The organism is Rhizorhapis sp. SPR117 (genome assembly GCF_021742065.1).
Window position 1 is genome coordinate 77106 of the sequence record NZ_JAKKIE010000009.1, and the last position, 19309, is coordinate 96414.

Consider the following 19309-nt stretch of genomic DNA (forward strand, 5'->3'; position numbering starts at 1 on the left):
AGCATCATGCCGGACGCACCCATATTGACGGCGGCGCAGATGGTGGAGGCGGAACAGCGCCTGTTCGCAAGCGGCGTCCCCGAATATGACGTGATGGAGCGTGCGGGCGCGGCGGCAGCGGAATATATCTGGCGCGTAGGGTCGCGTCATAGCACGCTGGTCCTGTGCGGGCCTGGCAATAATGGCGGCGATGGTTTCGTCATCGCGCGCATATTGGCGGAGCGCGGTGTGCCCATGCGGGTTGCAGCGATGGGCGAAAGCACCACAGCATCCTCGCGCCGGGCGCGTGAGGCATGGAATGGCCCGGTTGAAGAAATAGCGACCGTCAGGCCCGCGGTACAACTGATCGATGCGCTGTTCGGCACTGGCCTGACACGCGGGCTGGATAAAAAGCTTTCTGCCCGCCTCATCGAACTTGTGGGCAAGGCGAAGCATAGTTTTGCCATTGATGTGCCCAGTGGAATGGATAGTGACACCGGCGCTTGCCTGTCTCCGGTGCCGCATTTCGACCTGTGCATCACATTGGGCGCGTACAAGATTTCGCACTTCCTTCAGCCGGGGGCGAGCTGCTTTGACCAACTGGTCTGCGCCGACATTGGCATTGACGCATCGGGCGGCGCTCTCCATCGGCTTTCCCTGCCAGCTATTGCTGCACCGAGCGCGGCCAGTCACAAATATAACCGGGGCCTAGCCGCCATTGTGGGTGGCTATATGGCCGGCGCAGGCATATTGGCGGCGGAAGCGGCGGCCCATACAGGCGCGGGCTATGTCAAATATCTGGGCAAATCGACCGGGCACCCGGCAACCCATGCGATTGTCCAGACGCACGCGCCCGATCATTTTGCCGTGCGCGACATATTGGCCGATGAACGTATTGCCGCCGTTCTGATCGGTCCGGGTCTTGGCCGTGATGAGGAAGCATGGACACGGCTGGAATCAGCGCTGAACAGTGGCCATCCGCTCGTGATAGACGCCGATGCGCTCATATTGCTGGCCGATCGAGGTGTGGACCGTCTGTGCGCCCTGCCCCACCGCCCCATCCTGACCCCGCATGAGGGGGAGTTCGTCCGTCTTTTCGGCAATATAAAGGGCAGCAAAGTCGAACGTGCGCGGATAGCATCGGCCAGGAGCAACAGCATCGTCATCTATAAGGGCGCCGACACCGTTATAGCCGCGCCCGATGGTCAGTCGTGGATTGCACCGCCCGCTTCAACCTGGCTTTCATCCGCCGGTACGGGAGATGTGCTTGCGGGCATGTGCACCGCGCAGCTTGCAACGACCCGCGATCCATTGGTTGCCGCTCGAAATGCCGTCTGGATTCATGCAGAGGCCGCCAGATGGGCAGGTCCGGCTTTTGTTGCCGATGATCTGATTGCACATATTCCTTCGGTTCTGGCCGCCTGTTTGTGATGCGAACCCGAGCGAAGTCGTTATGACCGATCCCAGTGAAATCATCCGGATCGCCGCCAGGGGCGACGGCGTCACTGCCGATGGCCGGCATGTACCGCTCAGCGCGCCGGGTGATCGACTTGGTTCGGATGGTGGCCTGATCCTTGGTCCGCATCATATCGAACCGTCCTGCACCCATTTCCCGTTGTGCGGTGGATGCCAGCTTCAGCATCTCGATGCGGACAGCCTTGCCGCCTATGTCCGGGACCGGGTGGCAGGCGCGCTGGTGGGGCAAGGGGTGGAAGTGCGCGAGGTCTTGCCCGCCTATGTTTCGCCGCCGCACAGCCGTCGCCGTGCCTCCCTGCGTGCGGCGCGCTTCGGCAAGAAACTGCATATCGGTTTTTCCAGCGAGAACAGTCACCGCATCGTCGATATGGCGATGTGCGATATCCTGCACCCTGTCCTGTTCGCGCTGGTCGCACCGTTGCGGGGGCTGTTGATCGATTTGGTCGAGGATCGCCGTGCCGCCCATGTTCGCATGACGCTGACCGATCAGGGCATTGACCTGCTGCTGGAGAATGTCGGGGCTGATGGATTGGAAACCGCTGAACGCCTGACAGCATTCGCGCAGGAACATGGCCTCGCCCGCCTTTGCATCGATGAAGGCGATGGTCCGCAAATCCGCTGGGAGCCAGAGCCGGTTACGATCAGCTTGGGCGATGTGCCGGTTTCCTTTCCGCCCTTTGCCTTTTTGCAGGCGACAGCGGATGGGGAGGCGGCTCTGGTCGATGCCGTCCGCACCGCAACCGCGAATGCAGGTGCCATTGCGGATCTGTTCAGCGGCCTTGGCACCTTTGCCCTGTCCGTTGGCGCGGGTAAGGCCGTCTATGCCGCAGAGGCGGCACGCGACCTTGTGCTTTCCCTGAAATTTGCGGCCAATCGCGCCCAGCGGAAGTTTGCCGCCGATCACCGCGATCTTTTTCGGCGGCCTCTTGTCCCGGCCGAACTCAACCGCTTCGAAACCGTCATCCTCGATCCGCCGCGCGCGGGCGCACGCGATCAGGCACTCCAGCTTGCGCAATCGGACGTGCCCGTTATCGCTTATGTTTCATGCAACCCCGGCAGCTTTGCCCGCGATGCGAAGTTACTGACAGAGGCGGGTTACGCGCTGGACAGTGTGAAGCCGGTGGGCCAGTTCCGCTGGTCTACCCATGTGGAACTGGTGGGGATATTCAAACGGCCAACGCCGCCCTCAACGCGTTGATTGACAGGATCAGCAACACAATCGACGATAATGTGAACAGCGACACCCGCACGGGTATCGTATTGATGATCGCCTGCCATAGACTGTGCGCGATCCGCAACGCCAGATAGGCCCAAGCAAGCCACAGGTTCATTCCTGCACCATGGCCCAACAGCGCCAGAATGATGACGACTGCGTAGAACAGCGTCGGCTGTTCCATCAGGTGATTGTAATTATGGGCTTTCCACTGGATCTCACGCGGCAGTACGCCGTCAAGATCGCTGCCCCGCCCACCTACCGTCCGTTCAGGTGGGATCTTCAGCTTGGCCAGTGCAGGCAGGCGCGTTGCTGCCACCCAGCACAGCATGACCATCGACCAGAGAACCAACGCAGCGGCAGGTGCGAGAATAGGCATCGGCATTAGGCATCCCCTTGTTCATCTGAACAGGAGGATGCCTAATGACAATTAAGTTGTCAAATAAAACCTATATTAGCGGTTGAACGACACCACCGTGGCGGGGCGGCGCAGCGGTTCGACCGTTTCGCGATACAGGCTTTCCATCGGTTCATCGCTCACTTCATATACCGCACCTGATCCGAAACCATTGAACGCGGTCCGCATCGCGCAGCCATAGGCGCCCAGCATCCCGATTTCGATATAGTCTCCGGCCTTCACGTCGGCGGGCAGTGAAAACGGTCCGGCCATATGGTCCATATCGTCGCAGGTTGGACCATAAAAGCTGAAATCCGCGAGTTCTGCCGTGCTGTCCTGTTCCCGCAACAGCTTGACCGGAAAGCGCCAGCCAAGATGCGCGGCGTCGAACAGCGCGCCATAAGCGCCATCGTTGATATACAGTTCCTCATCCCGGCGGCGTTCGACGCGGACGATCAAGCTGCTATATTCCGCAGCCAGTGCACGGCCCGGTTCGCACCACAATTCAGCCGAATAGCTGATTGGTAGGCTTTCGAAAGCGCGGTCGATGGCGTCGAAATACAGTTCGAGCGCGGGCGGTTCCATGCCCGGATAAACCGATGGGAAACCCCCGCCGACATCGATGATGTCTACGGTGACCGACGCATCGACGATGGCCATGCGGACGCGCTCCATGGCCTGCGTATAGGCATGAGGCGTCATCGCCTGACTGCCGACATGGAAACAGATGCCCAGCGCATCGGCGGCCTGGCGCGTGGCCATCAACAGTTCGCGGGCATCGCCAACTTCGACGCCGAATTTGGACGCGAGGCTGAGCTTCGAATAGTCGGACGACACGCGCAGGCGGACGCACAGATACAGATCCGTCGCGTTGTTCGTCGCCCGCATGATCTTGTCCAACTCCTCCATCGTATCGAGGGAGAAGACGCGCACGCCATGCTGATGATAGGCCTCGGCAATGGCTTCTTCCGGCTTTACCGGATGCATGAAGCACAGCGTCGCTTTCGGCAGCACGCGGGCGACCAGCCGCACCTCGGCAATCGAGGCAACGTCATAATGCGTGATCCCGCTTTCCCAGAGCGTCGTCAGAAGCTCGGGCGAAGGGTTCGCCTTGACGGCATAAAGCGACTTGCCCGGAAACTTCTGAACGAAGAACTGGGCAGCGCGGCGTGCAGCCTGCGGACGAAAAAGCGTTACCGGATCGACCGGATTGAGGGCAGTAGCTATCCCCAGCGCGCTATGATGCTTGGACAATTCAAGGGACCTCCAGTGGTTCGTAATGAGCAGTAAGGCTGCCTTGCGGTGGAAGTCCCATGGGGCAGCAGGGGTGCGATATATAAATGCGCGGTCCTGCTGTAAACCCTGGGGTCAAAAAAAGACTGTCACAAAACTGTCATGAAAGGCGATTGCGGAAATCATCATAACCAAAGCCGCGAATCTGGCGCAACGCGTCGGTTTCGCTGTTCCACAGATAGATGGACGGCAATGGCACTCCATTGAATGTATTGGTCTTCACCATCGAATAATGGGCCTGATCCAGAAAGGCGATTCGTTGCCCTGCATGGGCCGAATCGGGAAGACGGTAGTCGCCGATAATATCGCCTGCCAGACAGGACGGGCCGCCCAGTCGCACTAATGCCCCCTCGGTCCGTTCAACCAACATGGCGGGGCGATAGGGCGCCTCGATCACATCGGGCATATGGCATGTGGCGCTGATATCGGTGATGGCGACCGGCATGCCATTGTCCATGACGTCGAGTATTTCACCCACCAATATGCCCGCATCCAGCGCCACCGCCTCACCGGGCTCCAGATAGAGGGCAAGGCCGGTTTCCTGACGAATGCGCGTCAGGAAGGCGATCAGTGCCTCCCGCTGGTAATCAGCGCGGGTGATATGATGCCCGCCGCCGAAATTCAGCCAGTTGAGCTGACCCAGATAGGGCCGGATAACGGGTTCGACCGCCGCCCATGTTCGTTCCAGCGGCAGAAAATCCTGCTCGCATAAGGTATGGAAATGCAGGCCCGACACGCCCTCCAGATCGGCCGCGTTCAGTTGGCTGATCGGGTGGCCCAAGCGACTGTGTAACTGGCAGGGGTCGTATTTCTCAACCTCGCCCTCGCGATGTTCGGGATTGATGCGCAGGCCTATATCGAACTGTTTGCCGCTCCGTCGCGCCTCTTCGATGATCGGGCGGAAACGGGCAATCTGCGCCGGACTGTTGAAGATGACATGATCGGACAAGCCAAGGATGGCGCGCAGGTCGTCGGCTTTGTATCCGGCGCAATAGGTGGCGACCTCTCCGCCATAATAGTCTCGCCCCAACTGCGCCTCGAAAATCCCCGAAGCGCATACGCCATCCAGATATTCCGCCACCACTCCACCCAGCGACCACATGGAGAATGCCTTGAGTGCAGCCAGCATCCTGATGCCGGAGCGGTCACGCACATCCTTCAGGATCGACAGGTTACGCCGCACCGCCGCCTCATCCACCACGAAACTGGGGGATGGGACGCGGTTCAGGTCGAAATGTGCAAAAGCTCCGGGATCGCCGGCTCTGGTTTCCATTTATGTCTCCACCTCCCTCTCTCCTGTGGGATCGTTGCATAATTCCATTTACCGTCATCCCCGCGAAGGCGGGGATCCATCTCCTGACCTAACCGCTTGATTTTACCTCAGGAGATGGGTTCCCGCTTTCGCGGGAACGACGAAAATTGGGCAATGCACGCATTATGCAATAGTCCCCTGAAGGAGAGAGGGCTTTACATCAAAAATCCAGCGGTCCGTCCAATTCCTTCACCTGCCACGGCAAACCATGCTTGTTCAGCATGTCCATGAAGGGGTCGGGATCGAACTGTTCCATGTTGAACACGCCTTCGCCAGACCATGCGCCGGTCAGGATCATCGCCGCGCCGATCATCGCGGGAACGCCGGTCGTATAGCTCACTGCCTGATTGCCGGTTTCGGCATAGGCTTCTTCATGATCGCAGATATTGTAGATGTAGAAGGTTTTGCTTTTGCCGCCCCTCTGCCCCGTTGCGATGTCCCCGATATTGGTCTTGCCCTTGGTCGTGACGCCCAGGCTGGCCGGTTCGGGCAACACGGCTTTCAGGAATTGCAGCGGAATGATTTCCTTGCCCTCGTACATCACCGGGTCGATCCGCGTCATACCGACATTCTGCAACACTTCCAGATGCTTGAGATAGGCATCGCCAAAAGTCATCCAGAATCGGATGCGCTTGATTTCCGGCAAGTGGGTTTTCAGGGACTCCAGTTCCTCATGATACATGAGGTACATATTCTTTGGCCCGACCTGTTCGAAATCAAAGCTCTGCTTGTGCGACAAAGGTGGGGTTTCCACCCAGTCGCCATTTTCCCAGTGCCGCGCCACGGCGGTCACTTCGCGGATGTTGATTTCGGGATTGAAGTTAGTGGCGAAATGCTGACCATGGTCGCCGCCATTGCAATCGAGAATGTCGAGCGTATCGATGCGGTCGAGATAATGTTTCTTCAAATATGTCGCAAATATACTGGTCACGCCCGGATCGAAACCGGAGCCCAGCAGTGCCATCAGCCCGGCTTCCCTGAAGCGATCCTGATAGGCCCATTGCCAGTGATATTCGAACTTCGCTTCGTCGCGCGGTTCGTAATTGGCGGTGTCCATATAATGAACGCCGGTTTTCAGGCACGCTTCCATGATCGAAAGGTCCTGATAGGGCAGCGCCAGATTGACCACGAGCTTTGGCTGAACCCTGGCGATCAGGGCCGCCGTCGCGTCCACATCATCCGCATCGACTTGCGCTGTATGGATGACAACGCCGGTACGCTGCTTCACCGATTCCGCGACAGCATCGCATTTTGCGACCCGTCGGCTTGCCAGTGTGATGTCACTGAAAATGTCGGGATTCATTGCCATCTTGTGGACGGCTACGGACCCGACGCCACCTGCGCCGATGACAAGTACCTTGCTCAATGCTTGGCTCCGATACTGGATAAGGGGTTTATTAAACGTGCCCATATAGGGATGGCGGATTACAGAGCAATGTCAGTGCTCCATTTCACTTTTCAAATATCCTGCGTCAGCCGGGCATACAGATCGGGTCGCCGATCCCGGAAAAATCCCATGCCTGCCCGGTGCCTGCGTGCACGGTCCAGATCGATCGTGGCCACCAGCGTACCTGTATCCTGCGCGCCCACTTCTGAAACCAGATCGCCCCATTCGTCGGTGATGAAGCTGTGGCCATAGAAACTTTGGCCCTCTTCGTCACCGATGCGATTTGCGGCGATCACGGGCATGACGTTGGATACGGCATGACCGACCATGGCGCGTCGCCACATGCGGCTGGTGTCCAGTTCCGCGTCATAGGGTTCGGACCCGATCGCAGTTGGGAAAAAGAGCATTTCAGCGCCCATCAGCGCCATGATCCGCGCTGTTTCAGGATACCATTGGTCCCAGCATATGCCGACGCCGATGGTGCCGTAGCGGGTTTCCCAGACCTTGAATCCGCTATTGCCGGGGCGGAAATAATATTTTTCCTCATAGCCGGGGCCATCGGGGATGTGGCTTTTGCGATAGACGCCCATGACTTCGCCCGCATCACCAATCATGGCGAGCGAATTGTAATGATGCTGGCCATCGCGTTCGAAAAAACTGGTGGGGATATAGATGCCCAGTTCCGCCGCCAGCCCCTGCATCGCCAGCACTGCAGGATGTTCGCCAACTGGTCGGGCCATGGCGAACAGGGCTTCGTCCTCGACCTTGCAGAAATAAGGGCCCTCGAACAATTCGGGCGGCAGGATGATCTTCGCCCCGCGTGCAGCGGCCTGACGCACCAGCACGGAGACGGCGGCAATATTGTCGTCAATATCATCGGAAAAGGCGAGTTGCAGAGCAGCGACTGTTACCTGGGTCATGATCCCTCCGATGGCCCGATCCGTATAGAAACGGTCTGCATGTCAAATGGACGGCATTTGCTGGCTGATGCAGTGGAAACTTCCGCCGCCTGTCAATATGGCGTCGCTCATCAATCCTGCAATCTTCCGTCCGGGGAAAAAGGGTTGCAACGCGTCGAGCGCGGCCTGATCATTGGGCTGTCCATACTGGGGCACGACCACGACGGCATTGCCGATATAGAAATTCATGTAGCTGGCGGGAATAATATCGCCGTCGCGCCGGACAAGGCCGGGGGAGGGTATGGCAACCACCTCCAGCCCGAAAGCACGGGCACGGGCTTTGGCATCGGCATAAATGGCTGCGTTGGGATCGTCCTGGCCCGCAGGCTCAGGAATAGCGAGCAACCCTTCGCCCACAAAGCGCGCCAGATTGTCGACATGGCCGTCGGTATGGTCGTTGACCAATCCCTCGCCCAACCAGAGAATGTCACTATAGCCAAGGCTGCCCGCCAGCAGCGTTTCAATCTTGCGCCGGTCGAGCGCGGGATTGCGATTGGGATTGAGCAGGCATTGCTCGGTGGTGACGGCCAGTCCGGTGCCGTCGGTATCCACCGCGCCGCCCTCAAATATCCAGTGGTTCTTTGCGCAGGTGAAATCCGTCTGAGCGGCCAACAATGCGCCAATGTCCCTGTCGCCGGGCATGTCATAGCTGCCGCCCCAGCCATTGAAGTCGAAATCGGCCAGTGCGCGTGCATCGCCGTCCTTTACGGCGATCGGTCCGGTATCGCGCAGCCACACGTCGCCAAAGGGCAATGACTGGACGATAACGCCATCGTCGACCAATGCGCGCGCGGCATGTGCAGAGGCCGCATCCGACGCGACAAGGCGCACCTCCTCGCCCTCGCCACCTGCATGGACATGGTTAGCGAAGGCCGCTACCTGACGACGCGCATCATCGAATGCATCGGGCCATTCGGCGGGATTACTGGGAAAGCCGATCCATACCCAGTCATGCGGTGCCCATTCGGCTGGCTGGCGATAGGTCATGACACGAATCCTGCGTGGTTAGGGTCAATTCATGCCAATTGGCAAAGCAGGGAACATATGTTTGGCCGGGGCGAGAGGATTGGAACCTCCGACCCCCACCCCCAGCTTGGAACTCTTGAATCTTTAGTTGCTCGCAGTTGCACGTAACTACCCGCAAGAACTCGTTAAATATAAAAACAGAATTACTTGCGTGTTCGTGGCCACCTGTCGAAACTGTATTTGTGTGTTAGACATGTGTTACAAAGGACGTCGTAATGATAAAGCTGACAAGGGCCTTTATCGACAAGGTGAAGCCACCGCAAGGGGATTACGAGATTCATTGGGATGATTCAGTCCAAGGATATGGGCTGAGGGTCACACCCAAGGGTAAGCGGGTCTTCGAGCTCGGCCCTGCCAGCTTCGATGAACTCACAGCAGAGCTCCGCATCGGCGACATCGCCAAGGCATGCTCAAAGCAATGATGGCAATGCCTTCTACCTCGGAAGAAGAATGCTTGGAAGCCTTACCGCGGCGAGCGAGGAGGATGTTTATAGCGAAGGATATAGCCCTTCATAGCACCTCTCAGTAATCGCGCGGGATGATAGTATCGTCGCCGCTGAATAGACAAGGAGGCTATCGATGACTGAGGATCCCGACCTTCAATCAGGTACAGAGGACAGGCGTCGCTTTCTGAAGACCTGTGGGCGCTTTGCGGCTACTGTTCCGCCGGCAATGACGATCCTGTTGTCTACATCGCTTTCCTCCGCAGCCATCGCCAAATCGGGCGGCGGTGGTGGTGGCGGCCCGAAGGGCAACAATGGCGTGGGCAACGGCCTCGATCCTCAACCGCCCGGCAACCCGCCTATCAATGACGGACCCGGCACCGGTCCCGGCAATCCTGGCAGGCGTTACTAGAACGGGCGAACCGCTTCCGATGGCCGAGGAGCCAGGAGCTCGACTGGGGTCTGATTTGACATTGCGCTTTACCCCCGAGACCTCGATCGCGTTCATTGATGATCAGCCGCTCATCCTGTCGCAGTCTCAGCGCGCCTTGTACGAGGTTAACCAGATCGGCGGTTACATCGCATGCCGTCTGGAAGACGGAGTCAGCCTTCGACAACTCACGCGGGAGGTCGAGGATCGCGGATTTGATGAGGCATCAACCGTGCTGGCGGATGTTCTGGCGCATTGGTCCCATTCCGGGCTGGTTTGCGCCATGGAAATTCCGCCTGTCGGCCCGGTGGCGATGACTCAAGCCATCGCTCTGGGCGGCAGGGGGTTGGCGCTGCGATACCATGATCAGGCTTTGGCCGATCACATTGCACCTGTCTTTGCCCATCTCGAAGGTCAACCGGCTGCTATTGAGCGGCGTTATGACATCTGGTCTTTGCACGGTTTGGCCCTGTTCAGCCGGGATGGCGGGCAGGCAACGATCCTGCAACCGGCGCAGGCGGCGACCATCGTCAAGGCGCGCCTGATGCAGGACATTATCAATGACCCATGCTGGTCTCTGGCGCTTCATGCCGCCTGTCTGCACCGCAATGGACGAGCGCTCCTGCTGACCGGCAGGCCGGGGGCGGGCAAGACCACCCTGACCTCTTGGCTGCTCGCCAATGGCTTTGCCTATCAGGGCGATGACATCACCATGTTCAATGCCGACGGTCAGGTTCAGGGTTTGCCCTTCCTTCCAACGGTCAAGTCCGGGGCATGGCCGCTGATGAGCGCCAGATATGCCGACCGTCTCCAGTCCGCAACCCACTGGAGGCCCGATGGCAAGCGCGTCCGCTATCTCGTCCCGCCCGGACCGATAGAACAAGCATCGCTGTCCGTTGGATGGATCGTGATGTTGCGGCGAAGCAAGGGCGGGGCCGCGCGGCTGGAGCCACTTCAGCCCGCGCGCGTAATCAGGCAGCTGCTCTCCGAAGCCGCATCGGCGAACGGCGAGGTAGACCGCGCCGCACTCGATACCCTTATCCGCACCGTGGCGGCAGCCCGGGCGTTCGAACTGCACTATGACGATCTCGATGAAGCGGCTGCGCTGCTCGACAGGCTGTGCGCCGATGGCGCGGCTTAACCATCTCAATGATCTGTTGGTCGGTCTGCAAGGAGACATGCCCGCAACACCCGACTGGGCACGCGTAATCGCCCTTGCCAACAAGACGCTTTGTACGCCCGCTCTTTCGGCCCGTCTCATGGATGCTGGGCACCTTGCCGCGCTGCCATCGGATGTTCACACGTTCCTCCGCGAGATACTGACCCGTAACGAGCAGCGTAATCAGCGCCTGCTCGACCAGTTGGATGAGGCTTGCGCCGTCATGAATGCGCATGGCACCCGGCCGATCCTGCTGAAAGGCTCTGCCTGGCTGGCGAGCACGGACCCCGACCGGCGAGGGCAGCGGATGCTGGCGGATCTGGATATCATGGTGCCTACGGACCATTTCCATACGACGATCGAGCAATTGAGCGCCATCGGCTATCAACTGGAATTTCCAGCACTTCGCCCTGAAGTGCCGGCCGTTCTCTGGCGACCGCAAGATGCCGGCACCATCGACCTGCATACCGGATATGGCGGTGGCGAAACGTTGTTTTACCAATTCACGGATCTGGCATGCGATGCATCGCCCATCCATCTTTCGGGAAGCACCGCCTTATTACCCTCCGCAGTTGCGTGCGCCTCGATCCTCCTGCTGCATGATCAGCTTAAAGGCAGGGATTATCTGCGCGGCCGCATCGACCTACGTCACCTGATCGACATCCAGCACCTGGTCGCGAACTTTGACGATTTGCAGTGGCAGCAGTTGGACCGGCTATTCAGACAACCCTATGCGCATAACGCGATGAAGACGCAGCTGCTCACGGCGCGGAAAATGCTCCGAATAGATGTGCCCGACGCCCTCGTGGCGGGTGTCCGCGCCCGCTTGCAATATTGGCGGCGTCTGGTTCAAATTCGCTGGCCGATGGCCGCACTTCCCCTAACGCTCCTGTCCATGCTTGATCCGTCTTACCTCGCGGCCAGACGTGAAGCGAAGCAAGCCCCGGCGAACAACGGAAAATCCCTCCCCCGGCGAGAAAGCCTGAAAAGGTTGTTCTTCCGAAGCGAACTGGGCAAGATCTAAAGCCCGGACTACGGATCGGCGGCCGCATCTGTCAGCAGTTCGAGGGCGACCAATACTGTTTTTCGGCAGACAACCTCTCGCCCCACATCGCCAAAATGACAGATGTGGTGGCGCGGCTTTCCGTCACGCCCGATAAGGGCGATGTGGACGAGGCCCACTTCCTCGTCATGCTCCTGCGGGCCAGCAAAGCCAGTGATCGCCATAGCTATATCTGCATGGCTGCGATCCAGCGCTGCCTTGGCCATGGCGATGGCGATATCCTTACTCACCCCGGCGCAGGCTTCGACCCGCTCGCGCTCAAGGTTGAGCAATTCGCATTTCGCATCGATGGAATAAACGACGAAACCACGCTCCAGTGCACCACTGACATCAGGATCGGAGACGATAGCTCCACATAGCATGCCGCCTGTGCAGCTCTCGGCGATCACGATACTTGGTCCATTGGTGCCAACGGCTTTTCCCAGGCGGGCTACGCGAAGCGCAATATCGTCATGCTGAGACATGGCTCCGCACCTTTCCTCGGACCGGCTGACTGCAAGCTCGCCTGACTAACGGCAAATTGTCGGGCTTGTTCCCATTGACTGTATCGTCTGCTGCCGATGCTGATCACGAAACCGTTTTTTGCGCACTGGCAGGACGGGTGACTTCATCGTTCACGCGCCAGATCGACGGGTACGATCCGGGTAGCCAATCGTTCGACCTCCGCCCTTTCATGGCTGACATACAGGATCGGCAATTTCAATTCGTCGCGGATGCGTTCGATGACCTGCATGATCTCCTCCCTGCGCAGCGCGTCGAGTGATGACAGCGGCTCATCCATAAGAAGGAAGCGCGGGCCGCTGAGCAGCGCTCTGCCGATCGCCACCCGATGAGCCTCACCGCCCGATAATGTACGCGGCCAGCGTTCAAGCAGGTGACCTATACCCAGAAACGCAATGGCATCATCCAGGCACAACCACTGATGCTCAGGAGCCGCCAGATGCAGGCCATACAGCAAATTGGCGCGCACCCGTTTATGCGGGAACAGGCGGCCATCCTGAAATACATAACCGGCGCGGCGCTGTTCGGGCGGCAGGTCGATGGCGCATGCACTATCGTACAACACCTCGCCCGCCACCGCGATGCGTCCCTCGTCAGGCCGCAGCAGTCCCGCGACCATGTTGAGCAGACTGGTCTTGCCCGCCCCCGATGGTCCGAACAGCGCGGTCAGACCGGGGCCGGCGTTCAATGACAGGCGAATGTCGACATCGCCCATCCGGCGGCGAACCGCAATTTCAAAGGACATGGCGAACAGCCCCGCCATTGGCCCGGCGCACCATCGCTTCAGACGCGACGAGCGCAACGAGTGAGAGCAGCACCGATATGATCGCCAGCCGCGTCACCACATTTTCCGCGCCGGGGATTTGCAATGCCGAATAGATGGCGATGGGCAGCGTCCGCGTTTCCCCCGGAATGTTGGAAACGAACGTGATAGTAGCCCCGAACTCACCCAGGGAACGGGCAAATCCCAGCATCGCTCCTGCCAATATGCCGGGCAGCGACAATGGCAGGCTGATCGTCAGGAACATGTGCAGGGGGGGTGCTCCCAATGTCCGCGCCGCATCCTCCAGCCGTCTGTCGATCGCCTCAATCGACAGGCGAATTGCACGCACCATCAACGGCAATGCCATGATGGCGGCGGCCAGAGCGGCCCCGGTCCAGCGGAACATGAAAACAAGCCCAAGCCACTGTTCGCACCAACGCCCGATCGGACCTGCGGGGCCAAATAGCAGCAGCAGCAGCCATCCCGTCACCACCGGGGGCAGTACCAACGGCAAATGGACCAATCCGTCCAGCAAAAGCTTTCCCGGAAAACGCCCCCGTGCCAACAGCCAGGCAAGACCAAAGGCCAAAGGCAGACTGACCGCCACCGCCACGCCGCTCACCTTCAGCGAAAGGGCAATGATTTCCCAATCGTCCGGCGCGAACACTGTCATCGCGCTGCCGACGCAAAGCCATAACGGGCGAAAATAGCCCTGCCCTGGCGCGAGATCAGGAACGCCCGGAACGCCGCTGCATCGGGACTGCGCGCCGTTTTCAATAAAGCGACCGGATAGGTGATCGGCGGATGGCTATTGTCAGGAAACACGCCGATGACGCTGACCTTGCGGGACGCCCGCGCGTCCGTCGCATACACAATGCCAAGCGGCGCCGCGCCACGTTCGACCAGCGCCAGCGCCGCACGCACATTTTCAGCGCGCGCCAAGCGGGATTCAGCACTTTTCCATAGGCCAAGCGACATGAGCGCGGCCTTGCCATATTTGCCAGCCGGCACCGCATCGGGGTCGGCCATCGCCAATCGGCCTTTCCCCAAAAGCCGCGCCAAAGGAAAGCCTTCGCGGATAGGCGCCTTCGCTCGGCTCCCCGTCGGAGCGATCAGCACCAGCCGGTTTGCGAGAAAGGAGGCGCGCGTTGCCGGGCGGATCAACCCCTTTTCCGCAAGCTGGTCCATCCAGGATTCATCCGCGGAAATGAAAATATCCGCAGCGGCGCCTGCCTCGATCTGCCGCGCCAAGGCCGATGATGCAGCAAAGGACAGCAGCGGCTTTTCATGCCCTTTCGCCGACCATGCGTCCGCCGCCGCCGTCAGCGATTCCTGCAGGCTGGCCGCCGCCAGCACGAGAGGCGGCCGATTACCCGCTACAGCCGGCGAAAGGGCCGCACAGAACAGCGCCATCGCCGACAGCAGAAATTTGACAATGTGGGTCACGCACTTCCTTGTTTCACTATATTTCCACATATATAGCGAAACGGGAAACACTCAAGTGTCGGGGCGCTCCTGCCGAAACGGTAATGGTTCAGGCAGCAACTCATTTAACAGGCCATCGAGGACCGTACCTTGCGCAGCATCGGCGCAACGTTGTTCAAGTTTGCGATAGCCCTGCAATATCGCAGTCCCAAGCGACGATAGCCGCGCACCGCCGCCATGACTGCCGCCTGCGGAAGTTTCCACCAGTGGCGCGCGCCAACAGCGGTTCATTACGTCGACCAACAACCATGTGCGCCGGTAGCTCATGCCCAGCGCCCGTCCGGCGGCCGAAATGGAGCCCTCCTTCCCGATAGCTTCCAGAAGGTCGGCCTTGCCCGGTCCCATGGCGATTTCGTCGTGACAGTAAATCTGTATCTTGATCTTCAGCGGACCGTTCTGGATCATGCTGGCCTCCCATCATGCCGCTTTGCCGGGGCAATGTCACAAAGGCAGGAACGTCGCGACAATCCAGCGCTCTTCAGCCCGCAATACACCCCATGCGCGGGCGGCGGCGCGGCTGTCCATCGCCTCCACGCCAATACCCCGTTCTTCCAATGAACGGACAAAGGCGCGAGGAGGATGAACGAGGGTGCCTCCCGTGCCCAGCAGCAGGAATTCCGGCGGCGGGTCAAGTGCGATCAGGTCTGCGACATCTGCGATGCCGAGGCTTTCGACCGGCGGTGCGTTCCATGGAACGGCCCGATCCGGGGTCAGCATCAGGCCATCGGGAAAGACTGTATCCTGCACGCGAAACCCGGACCCCGAAAAGCCGGTAATAACCGGCCCCGGCGCGTCGGGATCACGATGCAGTTCCATCATTGATCGCCCATGGGCTCCGCACGGCCTATCCGTTCCGCACCCGCCGCTGGTCCCATTTCCTTGGGTACGAAGCTATGCGGTCCGACCTTGGCCCATACCAATATAGGTGCGGCCATATAGACCGACGAATATGTCCCGACGAAAATGCCAAGCAGCATGGCAGCGGTGAAACCGAATATCACCTCAGGCCCAAAGACCAGCAATGCAACCAGCGCAATGATCATGGTGAGCGAGGTCATGATGGTCCGGGCGAGCGTTTCATTGATCGATAGATCGAGGATCGGCACGATTTCCATCTTGCGATATTTACGCAAATTTTCGCGGATACGATCATAAACGACGATGGTGTCATTAAGCGAATAGCCGATGATCGTCAGAACGGCGGCGACGATGTTGAGGTCGAATTCAAGCTGGGTCAGCGCGAAAAAGCCGAAAGTCAGCGACACGTCATGCAGCAGGGCGAATAGCGCGCCGGCACCGAACTGCCATTCGAAGCGGAACCAGATATAGATGGAAATAGCGATCATGGCGAACAGCATGGCATAAGCGCCCGTGCGGAACAGTTCGCCCGACACCTTGCCCGACACCGCATCGACACTGCCAAATTCCGCGTCGGGATAGCCATTGATCACTGCTTTTTTCAGGGCAATGGCTGCCTGGTTCGAAGCGCCCTCGCCACCTTGCGGCAAGGAGGTGCGGATGGTCACGTCATTGGGACCGCCGAATTGCTGGATTGTGCTGTCACCAAGGCCGAGCGCGCCGACGCGTTTGCGCAGATCATCCAGATTGGGCGGTTGCTGGAACGTGACCCGAACCATCTGACCGCCAACGAAATCGACGCCCAGGTTAAGCCCCCGGACCGCAACCAGTGCGATGGATGCCACGATCATCAAAAAGCTGATCGCCATGGCGATATTCCGCCACTTCAGAAAACTGATATTGGTGTTGTCCGGGACAAGTTTCAAAAGTCGCATGATCTTTCCTCGCCCCTTATATCACAAGCTGCGTCGGCCGCGTGCGCAACCAGAAGCTGACCAGCATCCGCGATACGGTGACGGCTGTGAATACGCTGGTGATGATGCCGATGACCAGCACCACGGCAAAACCGCGCACCGGGCCGGACCCGAAATAGAACATCAGCGTAGCGGCAATGACATTGGTGATATTGGCGTCGAAAATAGCCCGGCTGGCTTCCTTGTAGCCCACTTCAATGGTCTGGATGATGCCGCGCCCTCGTCGCTGTTCCTCGCGGATTCGCTCGTTGATCAGCACGTTCGCATCGACCGCCGCGCCGACCGTGAGCACAAAGCCCGCAATACCCGGCAACGTCAGGGTGGCATTGAAAATTGCCATGATACCAACGATCAGGAAAATATTAACGATGAGCGCTACATTCGCATACACGCCAAAGCGGCCATAGGTCACGATCATGAAGATCAACACCGCAACCGTCGCAATCAGGCAAGCCAGCACGCCCTTCTGGATCGAATCCGCGCCAAGGTCCGGGCCGACCGTGCGTTCCTCCACCACCGTCAAGGCGACAGGCAGCTTGCCCGAACGCAACGCGATGGACAATTCGTTGGCGCTTGCCACGGTGAAGCTACCCGAAATCTGGGCCGATCCACCCAATATGGGTTCGTTGATATTGGGTGCCGACAAGACCGTACCATCCAATATGATGGCGAACGGACGGTTGACGTTTTCGGTCGTCACGCGCGCGAACTTGCGTCCACCGGCACCATCAAAGCGAATGTTGACGACGGCTTCGTTGGTTTCCTGGCTATATCCCTGCTGAGCGTCGATCAACTGGTCGCCGCTGATCATCACCTGCCGCTTGACCGCGATAACGGGAATGCCTGAAGGATTAGTAGGATAAGGCAGGATTTCGCTGCCGACGGGTGCACGGTCCTGTGCTATTTCGGCGGGATCGGCGGTCACGTCCACCAGTTTGAATTCCAGCTTAGCCGTCTTGCCGAGCAAAGATTTCAACGCTTCCGGATTTTGAAGGCCCGGCACCTGAACCACGATCCGATTCGCACCCTGCCGAATGATCGTGGGTTCCTTGGTTCCCATTTCGTCGATACGTTTGCGGATTACCTCGGTCGCCACTTCCATGGCGCTCTCGATCGCGGCATCCAGACCGGAAGCCGTCGGCGTCATCACCACGGTATTGCCGTCAACGACAGCGACATCCCAGTCGCGCTTGCCCGTCATGCCCGCGCCCTGCGTCAGCGAACGAATGCGTTCGACCGCCGCATCGACCTGCGCACCATCCCGCACCATGAAGGATAGTTTGTCGCCACGGCGAGAGATGTCACCGATGGAAATCTTTGGATCGCCCCGACGCATTTCGGTGCGCACGGTTTCTTCCATATTTTGCAGCCGCTGCTTGGCGACGTCCTTCGTATCCGCTTCCAGCAGGATGTGACTGCCGCCAGACAGATCGAGGCCAAGGTTGATTCGCGTCTGCAAGGCCGATGGCAGCTGGGTGACCAGCCTGTCGGGCAGGAAGCTCGGGATGGAAAAAAGAACACCAACGACGAGCGTTAACGTGACCAGCCATATTTTCCATCGGGGGAAATCGAGCATGGTGGATTAATCGTTCGCCGGCTTGACGCTGCCCGGCTGGACAACATCGGACAGTGTCGATTTGACGACCTTCACCTTGACGCCCGTGGCGATTTCGACATCGGCATAGTTTTCGTCGACGCGGAGAACCTTGCCAACCAGGCCGCCTGCGGTGATGACCTGATCACCCTTCTTCACCGCTGCGATCGTCGCGCGATGGTCCTTCATTTTCTTCTGTTGCGGACGGATCAGCAGAAAATAGAAGACCACGAAAATCAGAACAAGCGGCAACAACTGAACAATGAAGTTCGCGCTACCGGCACCGGCTGCACCACTGGTCTGGGCAAAAGCAGAAGATATGAACATGAAAACTGTCTCGATTCCGAAAGGAACTGGTTATAGGATTTCGCCCAATAGCAAGGGCGGGCGGCTATCACAAACAAGAACGGCAACGCAACCCGATTTGCGGGCCGATTAGCGGGCCGATTAGCAGGATAACAAAATTCCGACATAGTGGGCCATCGCTCTTGCAACGCCGCGCCGATCGGCCTAAATGCCGCCCCTCTGGTCGGGGCGTAGCGCAGCCTGGTAGCGCATCACACTGGGGGTGTGGGGGTCGGAGGTTCGAATCCTCTCGCCCCGACCAAAATTACCAAGCATTTACAATGGGTTACACGGGCAGTGAAAGCTGCCCGTTTCCGTTTGCGCGTGTCGTGTAAGAGCTGTGTGTTGATTGTCGCTGAGAAGTGACCCGGTAGCGGCATAAATTTTCACTGAGATTTGACCCATGTTTGAACCACTCCCTGACTGTCTGGTCGGGGGGATAAGGAGTGATCAACATGGATTTACTGAGTGTGATACGTCGTTGGCGTTTTCGGCAAGGGATACCGATCCGAGAGATTGAACGCCGCACAGGGCTGTCGCGGAACACGATCCGCAAATATTTGCGAACTGACACGCTAGAACCCGTATTCAGGACGTCTGTTCGCCCGAGCAAGCTGGATCCGTTTGCAGAGAAGTTGTCGGGATGGCTGCG

21 protein-coding genes, 1 tRNA gene and 1 pseudogene are annotated in these 19309 nt (G+C 59.0%); 8 read left to right on the forward strand and 15 right to left on the reverse strand.

All coding sequences use genetic code 11. From position 1 onward, the window contains the following. Positions 1–6 precede the first annotated feature (6 nt). Entirely contained in the window at positions 7–1410 is a 1404-nt protein-coding gene (locus L3X40_RS05680) for an NAD(P)H-hydrate dehydratase (protein WP_237364794.1), read from the forward strand. Positions 1411–1432: 22 nt separating this feature from the next. Then, positions 1433–2653 (forward strand): class I SAM-dependent RNA methyltransferase, encoded by a 1221-nt coding sequence (locus L3X40_RS05685; protein WP_237364795.1) that lies wholly within the window; start codon positions 1433–1435, stop codon positions 2651–2653. Here the strand turns inward: L3X40_RS05685 and L3X40_RS05690 are convergent. The 6 genes from L3X40_RS05690 to L3X40_RS05715 form a co-directional block, all read right to left on the reverse strand. Beyond that, positions 2622–3053 (reverse strand): MAPEG family protein, encoded by a 432-nt coding sequence (locus L3X40_RS05690; protein ID WP_237364796.1) that lies wholly within the window; start codon positions 3051–3053, stop codon positions 2622–2624. The genes L3X40_RS05685 and L3X40_RS05690 overlap by 32 nt on opposite strands. 69 nt (positions 3054–3122) lie before the next feature. Further along, positions 3123–4319, reverse strand: coding sequence for a type III PLP-dependent enzyme (locus tag L3X40_RS05695; protein ID WP_237364797.1), 1197 nt, complete (start codon positions 4317–4319; stop codon positions 3123–3125). 139 nt (positions 4320–4458) lie between these two features. Further along, entirely contained in the window at positions 4459–5631 is a 1173-nt protein-coding gene (locus tag L3X40_RS05700) for a carboxynorspermidine decarboxylase (protein ID WP_237364798.1), read from the reverse strand. A 199-nt stretch (positions 5632–5830) separates the two neighbouring features. Beyond that, positions 5831–7036, reverse strand: coding sequence for a saccharopine dehydrogenase family protein (locus L3X40_RS05705; RefSeq protein ID WP_237364799.1), 1206 nt, complete (start codon positions 7034–7036; stop codon positions 5831–5833). Between the two features lie 92 nt (positions 7037–7128). Then, positions 7129–7977: an N-carbamoylputrescine amidase gene (gene aguB / locus L3X40_RS05710; protein WP_237364800.1), complete on the reverse strand. Its 849-nt coding sequence runs from the start codon at positions 7975–7977 to the stop codon at positions 7129–7131. A 42-nt stretch (positions 7978–8019) separates the two neighbouring features. Beyond that, positions 8020–9003 carry an agmatine deiminase family protein gene (locus L3X40_RS05715; protein ID WP_237364801.1) on the reverse strand — a complete coding sequence of 328 codons (984 nt, stop codon included), beginning with the start codon at positions 9001–9003 and terminating at the stop codon, positions 8020–8022. Between the two features lie 254 nt (positions 9004–9257). On the opposite strand from L3X40_RS05715, the gene L3X40_RS05720 reads away from it, so the two are divergent. The 4 genes from L3X40_RS05720 to L3X40_RS05735 all read left to right on the forward strand — a co-directional run bounded on the left by L3X40_RS05720 (position 9258) and on the right by L3X40_RS05735 (position 12098). Further along, the gene (locus tag L3X40_RS05720) at positions 9258–9464 is read left to right on the forward strand and encodes a hypothetical protein (protein ID WP_237364802.1); all 207 of its coding nucleotides are present in this window, start codon (positions 9258–9260) and stop codon (positions 9462–9464) included. Between the two features lie 157 nt (positions 9465–9621). Further along, entirely contained in the window at positions 9622–9897 is a 276-nt protein-coding gene (locus tag L3X40_RS05725) for a hypothetical protein (protein ID WP_237364803.1), read from the forward strand. 55 nt (positions 9898–9952) lie between these two features. Then, positions 9953–11056 carry a hypothetical protein gene (locus L3X40_RS05730; protein ID WP_237364804.1) on the forward strand — a complete coding sequence of 368 codons (1104 nt, stop codon included), beginning with the start codon at positions 9953–9955 and terminating at the stop codon, positions 11054–11056. Then, positions 11043–12098: a nucleotidyltransferase family protein gene (locus L3X40_RS05735; protein WP_237364805.1), complete on the forward strand. Its 1056-nt coding sequence runs from the start codon at positions 11043–11045 to the stop codon at positions 12096–12098. The genes L3X40_RS05730 and L3X40_RS05735 overlap by 14 nt, the downstream gene beginning before the upstream one ends. A gap of 8 nt (positions 12099–12106) precedes the next feature. On the opposite strand, the gene L3X40_RS05740 is transcribed toward L3X40_RS05735, so the two are convergent. The 9 genes from L3X40_RS05740 to yajC form a co-directional block, all read right to left on the reverse strand. Then, positions 12107–12601 (reverse strand): CinA family protein, encoded by a 495-nt coding sequence (locus L3X40_RS05740; protein ID WP_237364806.1) that lies wholly within the window; start codon positions 12599–12601, stop codon positions 12107–12109. A 143-nt stretch (positions 12602–12744) separates the two neighbouring features. After that, positions 12745–13383, reverse strand: coding sequence for an ATP-binding cassette domain-containing protein (locus L3X40_RS05745; RefSeq protein WP_237364807.1), 639 nt, complete (start codon positions 13381–13383; stop codon positions 12745–12747). After that, complete coding sequence (gene modB / locus L3X40_RS05750) at positions 13373–14074, reverse strand: molybdate ABC transporter permease subunit (protein WP_237364808.1); 702 nt, start codon at positions 14072–14074, stop codon at positions 13373–13375. The genes L3X40_RS05745 and modB overlap by 11 nt, the downstream gene beginning before the upstream one ends. Then, positions 14071–14814: a molybdate ABC transporter substrate-binding protein gene (gene modA, locus L3X40_RS05755; RefSeq protein WP_237364815.1), complete on the reverse strand. Its 744-nt coding sequence runs from the start codon at positions 14812–14814 to the stop codon at positions 14071–14073. Before modA ends, modB begins: the two co-directional genes overlap by 4 nt. Before the next feature lie 84 nt (positions 14815–14898). Continuing rightward, a complete protein-coding gene (locus tag L3X40_RS05760) occupies positions 14899–15291 on the reverse strand; it encodes a winged helix-turn-helix domain-containing protein (protein WP_237364809.1) in 393 nt (130 codons plus the stop codon). Between the two features lie 36 nt (positions 15292–15327). Next, positions 15328–15705, reverse strand: a complete 378-nt coding sequence (locus L3X40_RS05765) for an Mth938-like domain-containing protein (protein WP_237364810.1) — start codon at positions 15703–15705, stop codon at positions 15328–15330. Further along, positions 15702–16679 (reverse strand): protein translocase subunit SecF, encoded by a 978-nt coding sequence (gene secF / locus L3X40_RS05770; RefSeq protein ID WP_237364811.1) that lies wholly within the window; start codon positions 16677–16679, stop codon positions 15702–15704. The genes L3X40_RS05765 and secF overlap by 4 nt, the downstream gene beginning before the upstream one ends. Before the next feature lie 16 nt (positions 16680–16695). Continuing rightward, positions 16696–18294 carry a protein translocase subunit SecD gene (gene secD, locus L3X40_RS05775; protein WP_237364812.1) on the reverse strand — a complete coding sequence of 533 codons (1599 nt, stop codon included), beginning with the start codon at positions 18292–18294 and terminating at the stop codon, positions 16696–16698. A gap of 6 nt (positions 18295–18300) precedes the next feature. Beyond that, on the reverse strand, positions 18301–18639 hold the full coding sequence (gene yajC, locus L3X40_RS05780; RefSeq protein WP_237364813.1) for a preprotein translocase subunit YajC: 339 nt from the start codon (positions 18637–18639) through the stop codon (positions 18301–18303). Positions 18640–18842: 203 nt separating this feature from the next. Between yajC and L3X40_RS05785 the strand changes: the two genes are divergently transcribed. Both L3X40_RS05785 and L3X40_RS05790 read left to right on the forward strand, forming a co-directional pair. After that, a tRNA-Pro gene (locus L3X40_RS05785) sits at positions 18843–18919 on the forward strand. A gap of 193 nt (positions 18920–19112) precedes the next feature. Beyond that, positions 19113–19309, forward strand: a pseudogene (locus L3X40_RS05790) (IS21 family transposase); the annotation flags it as partial.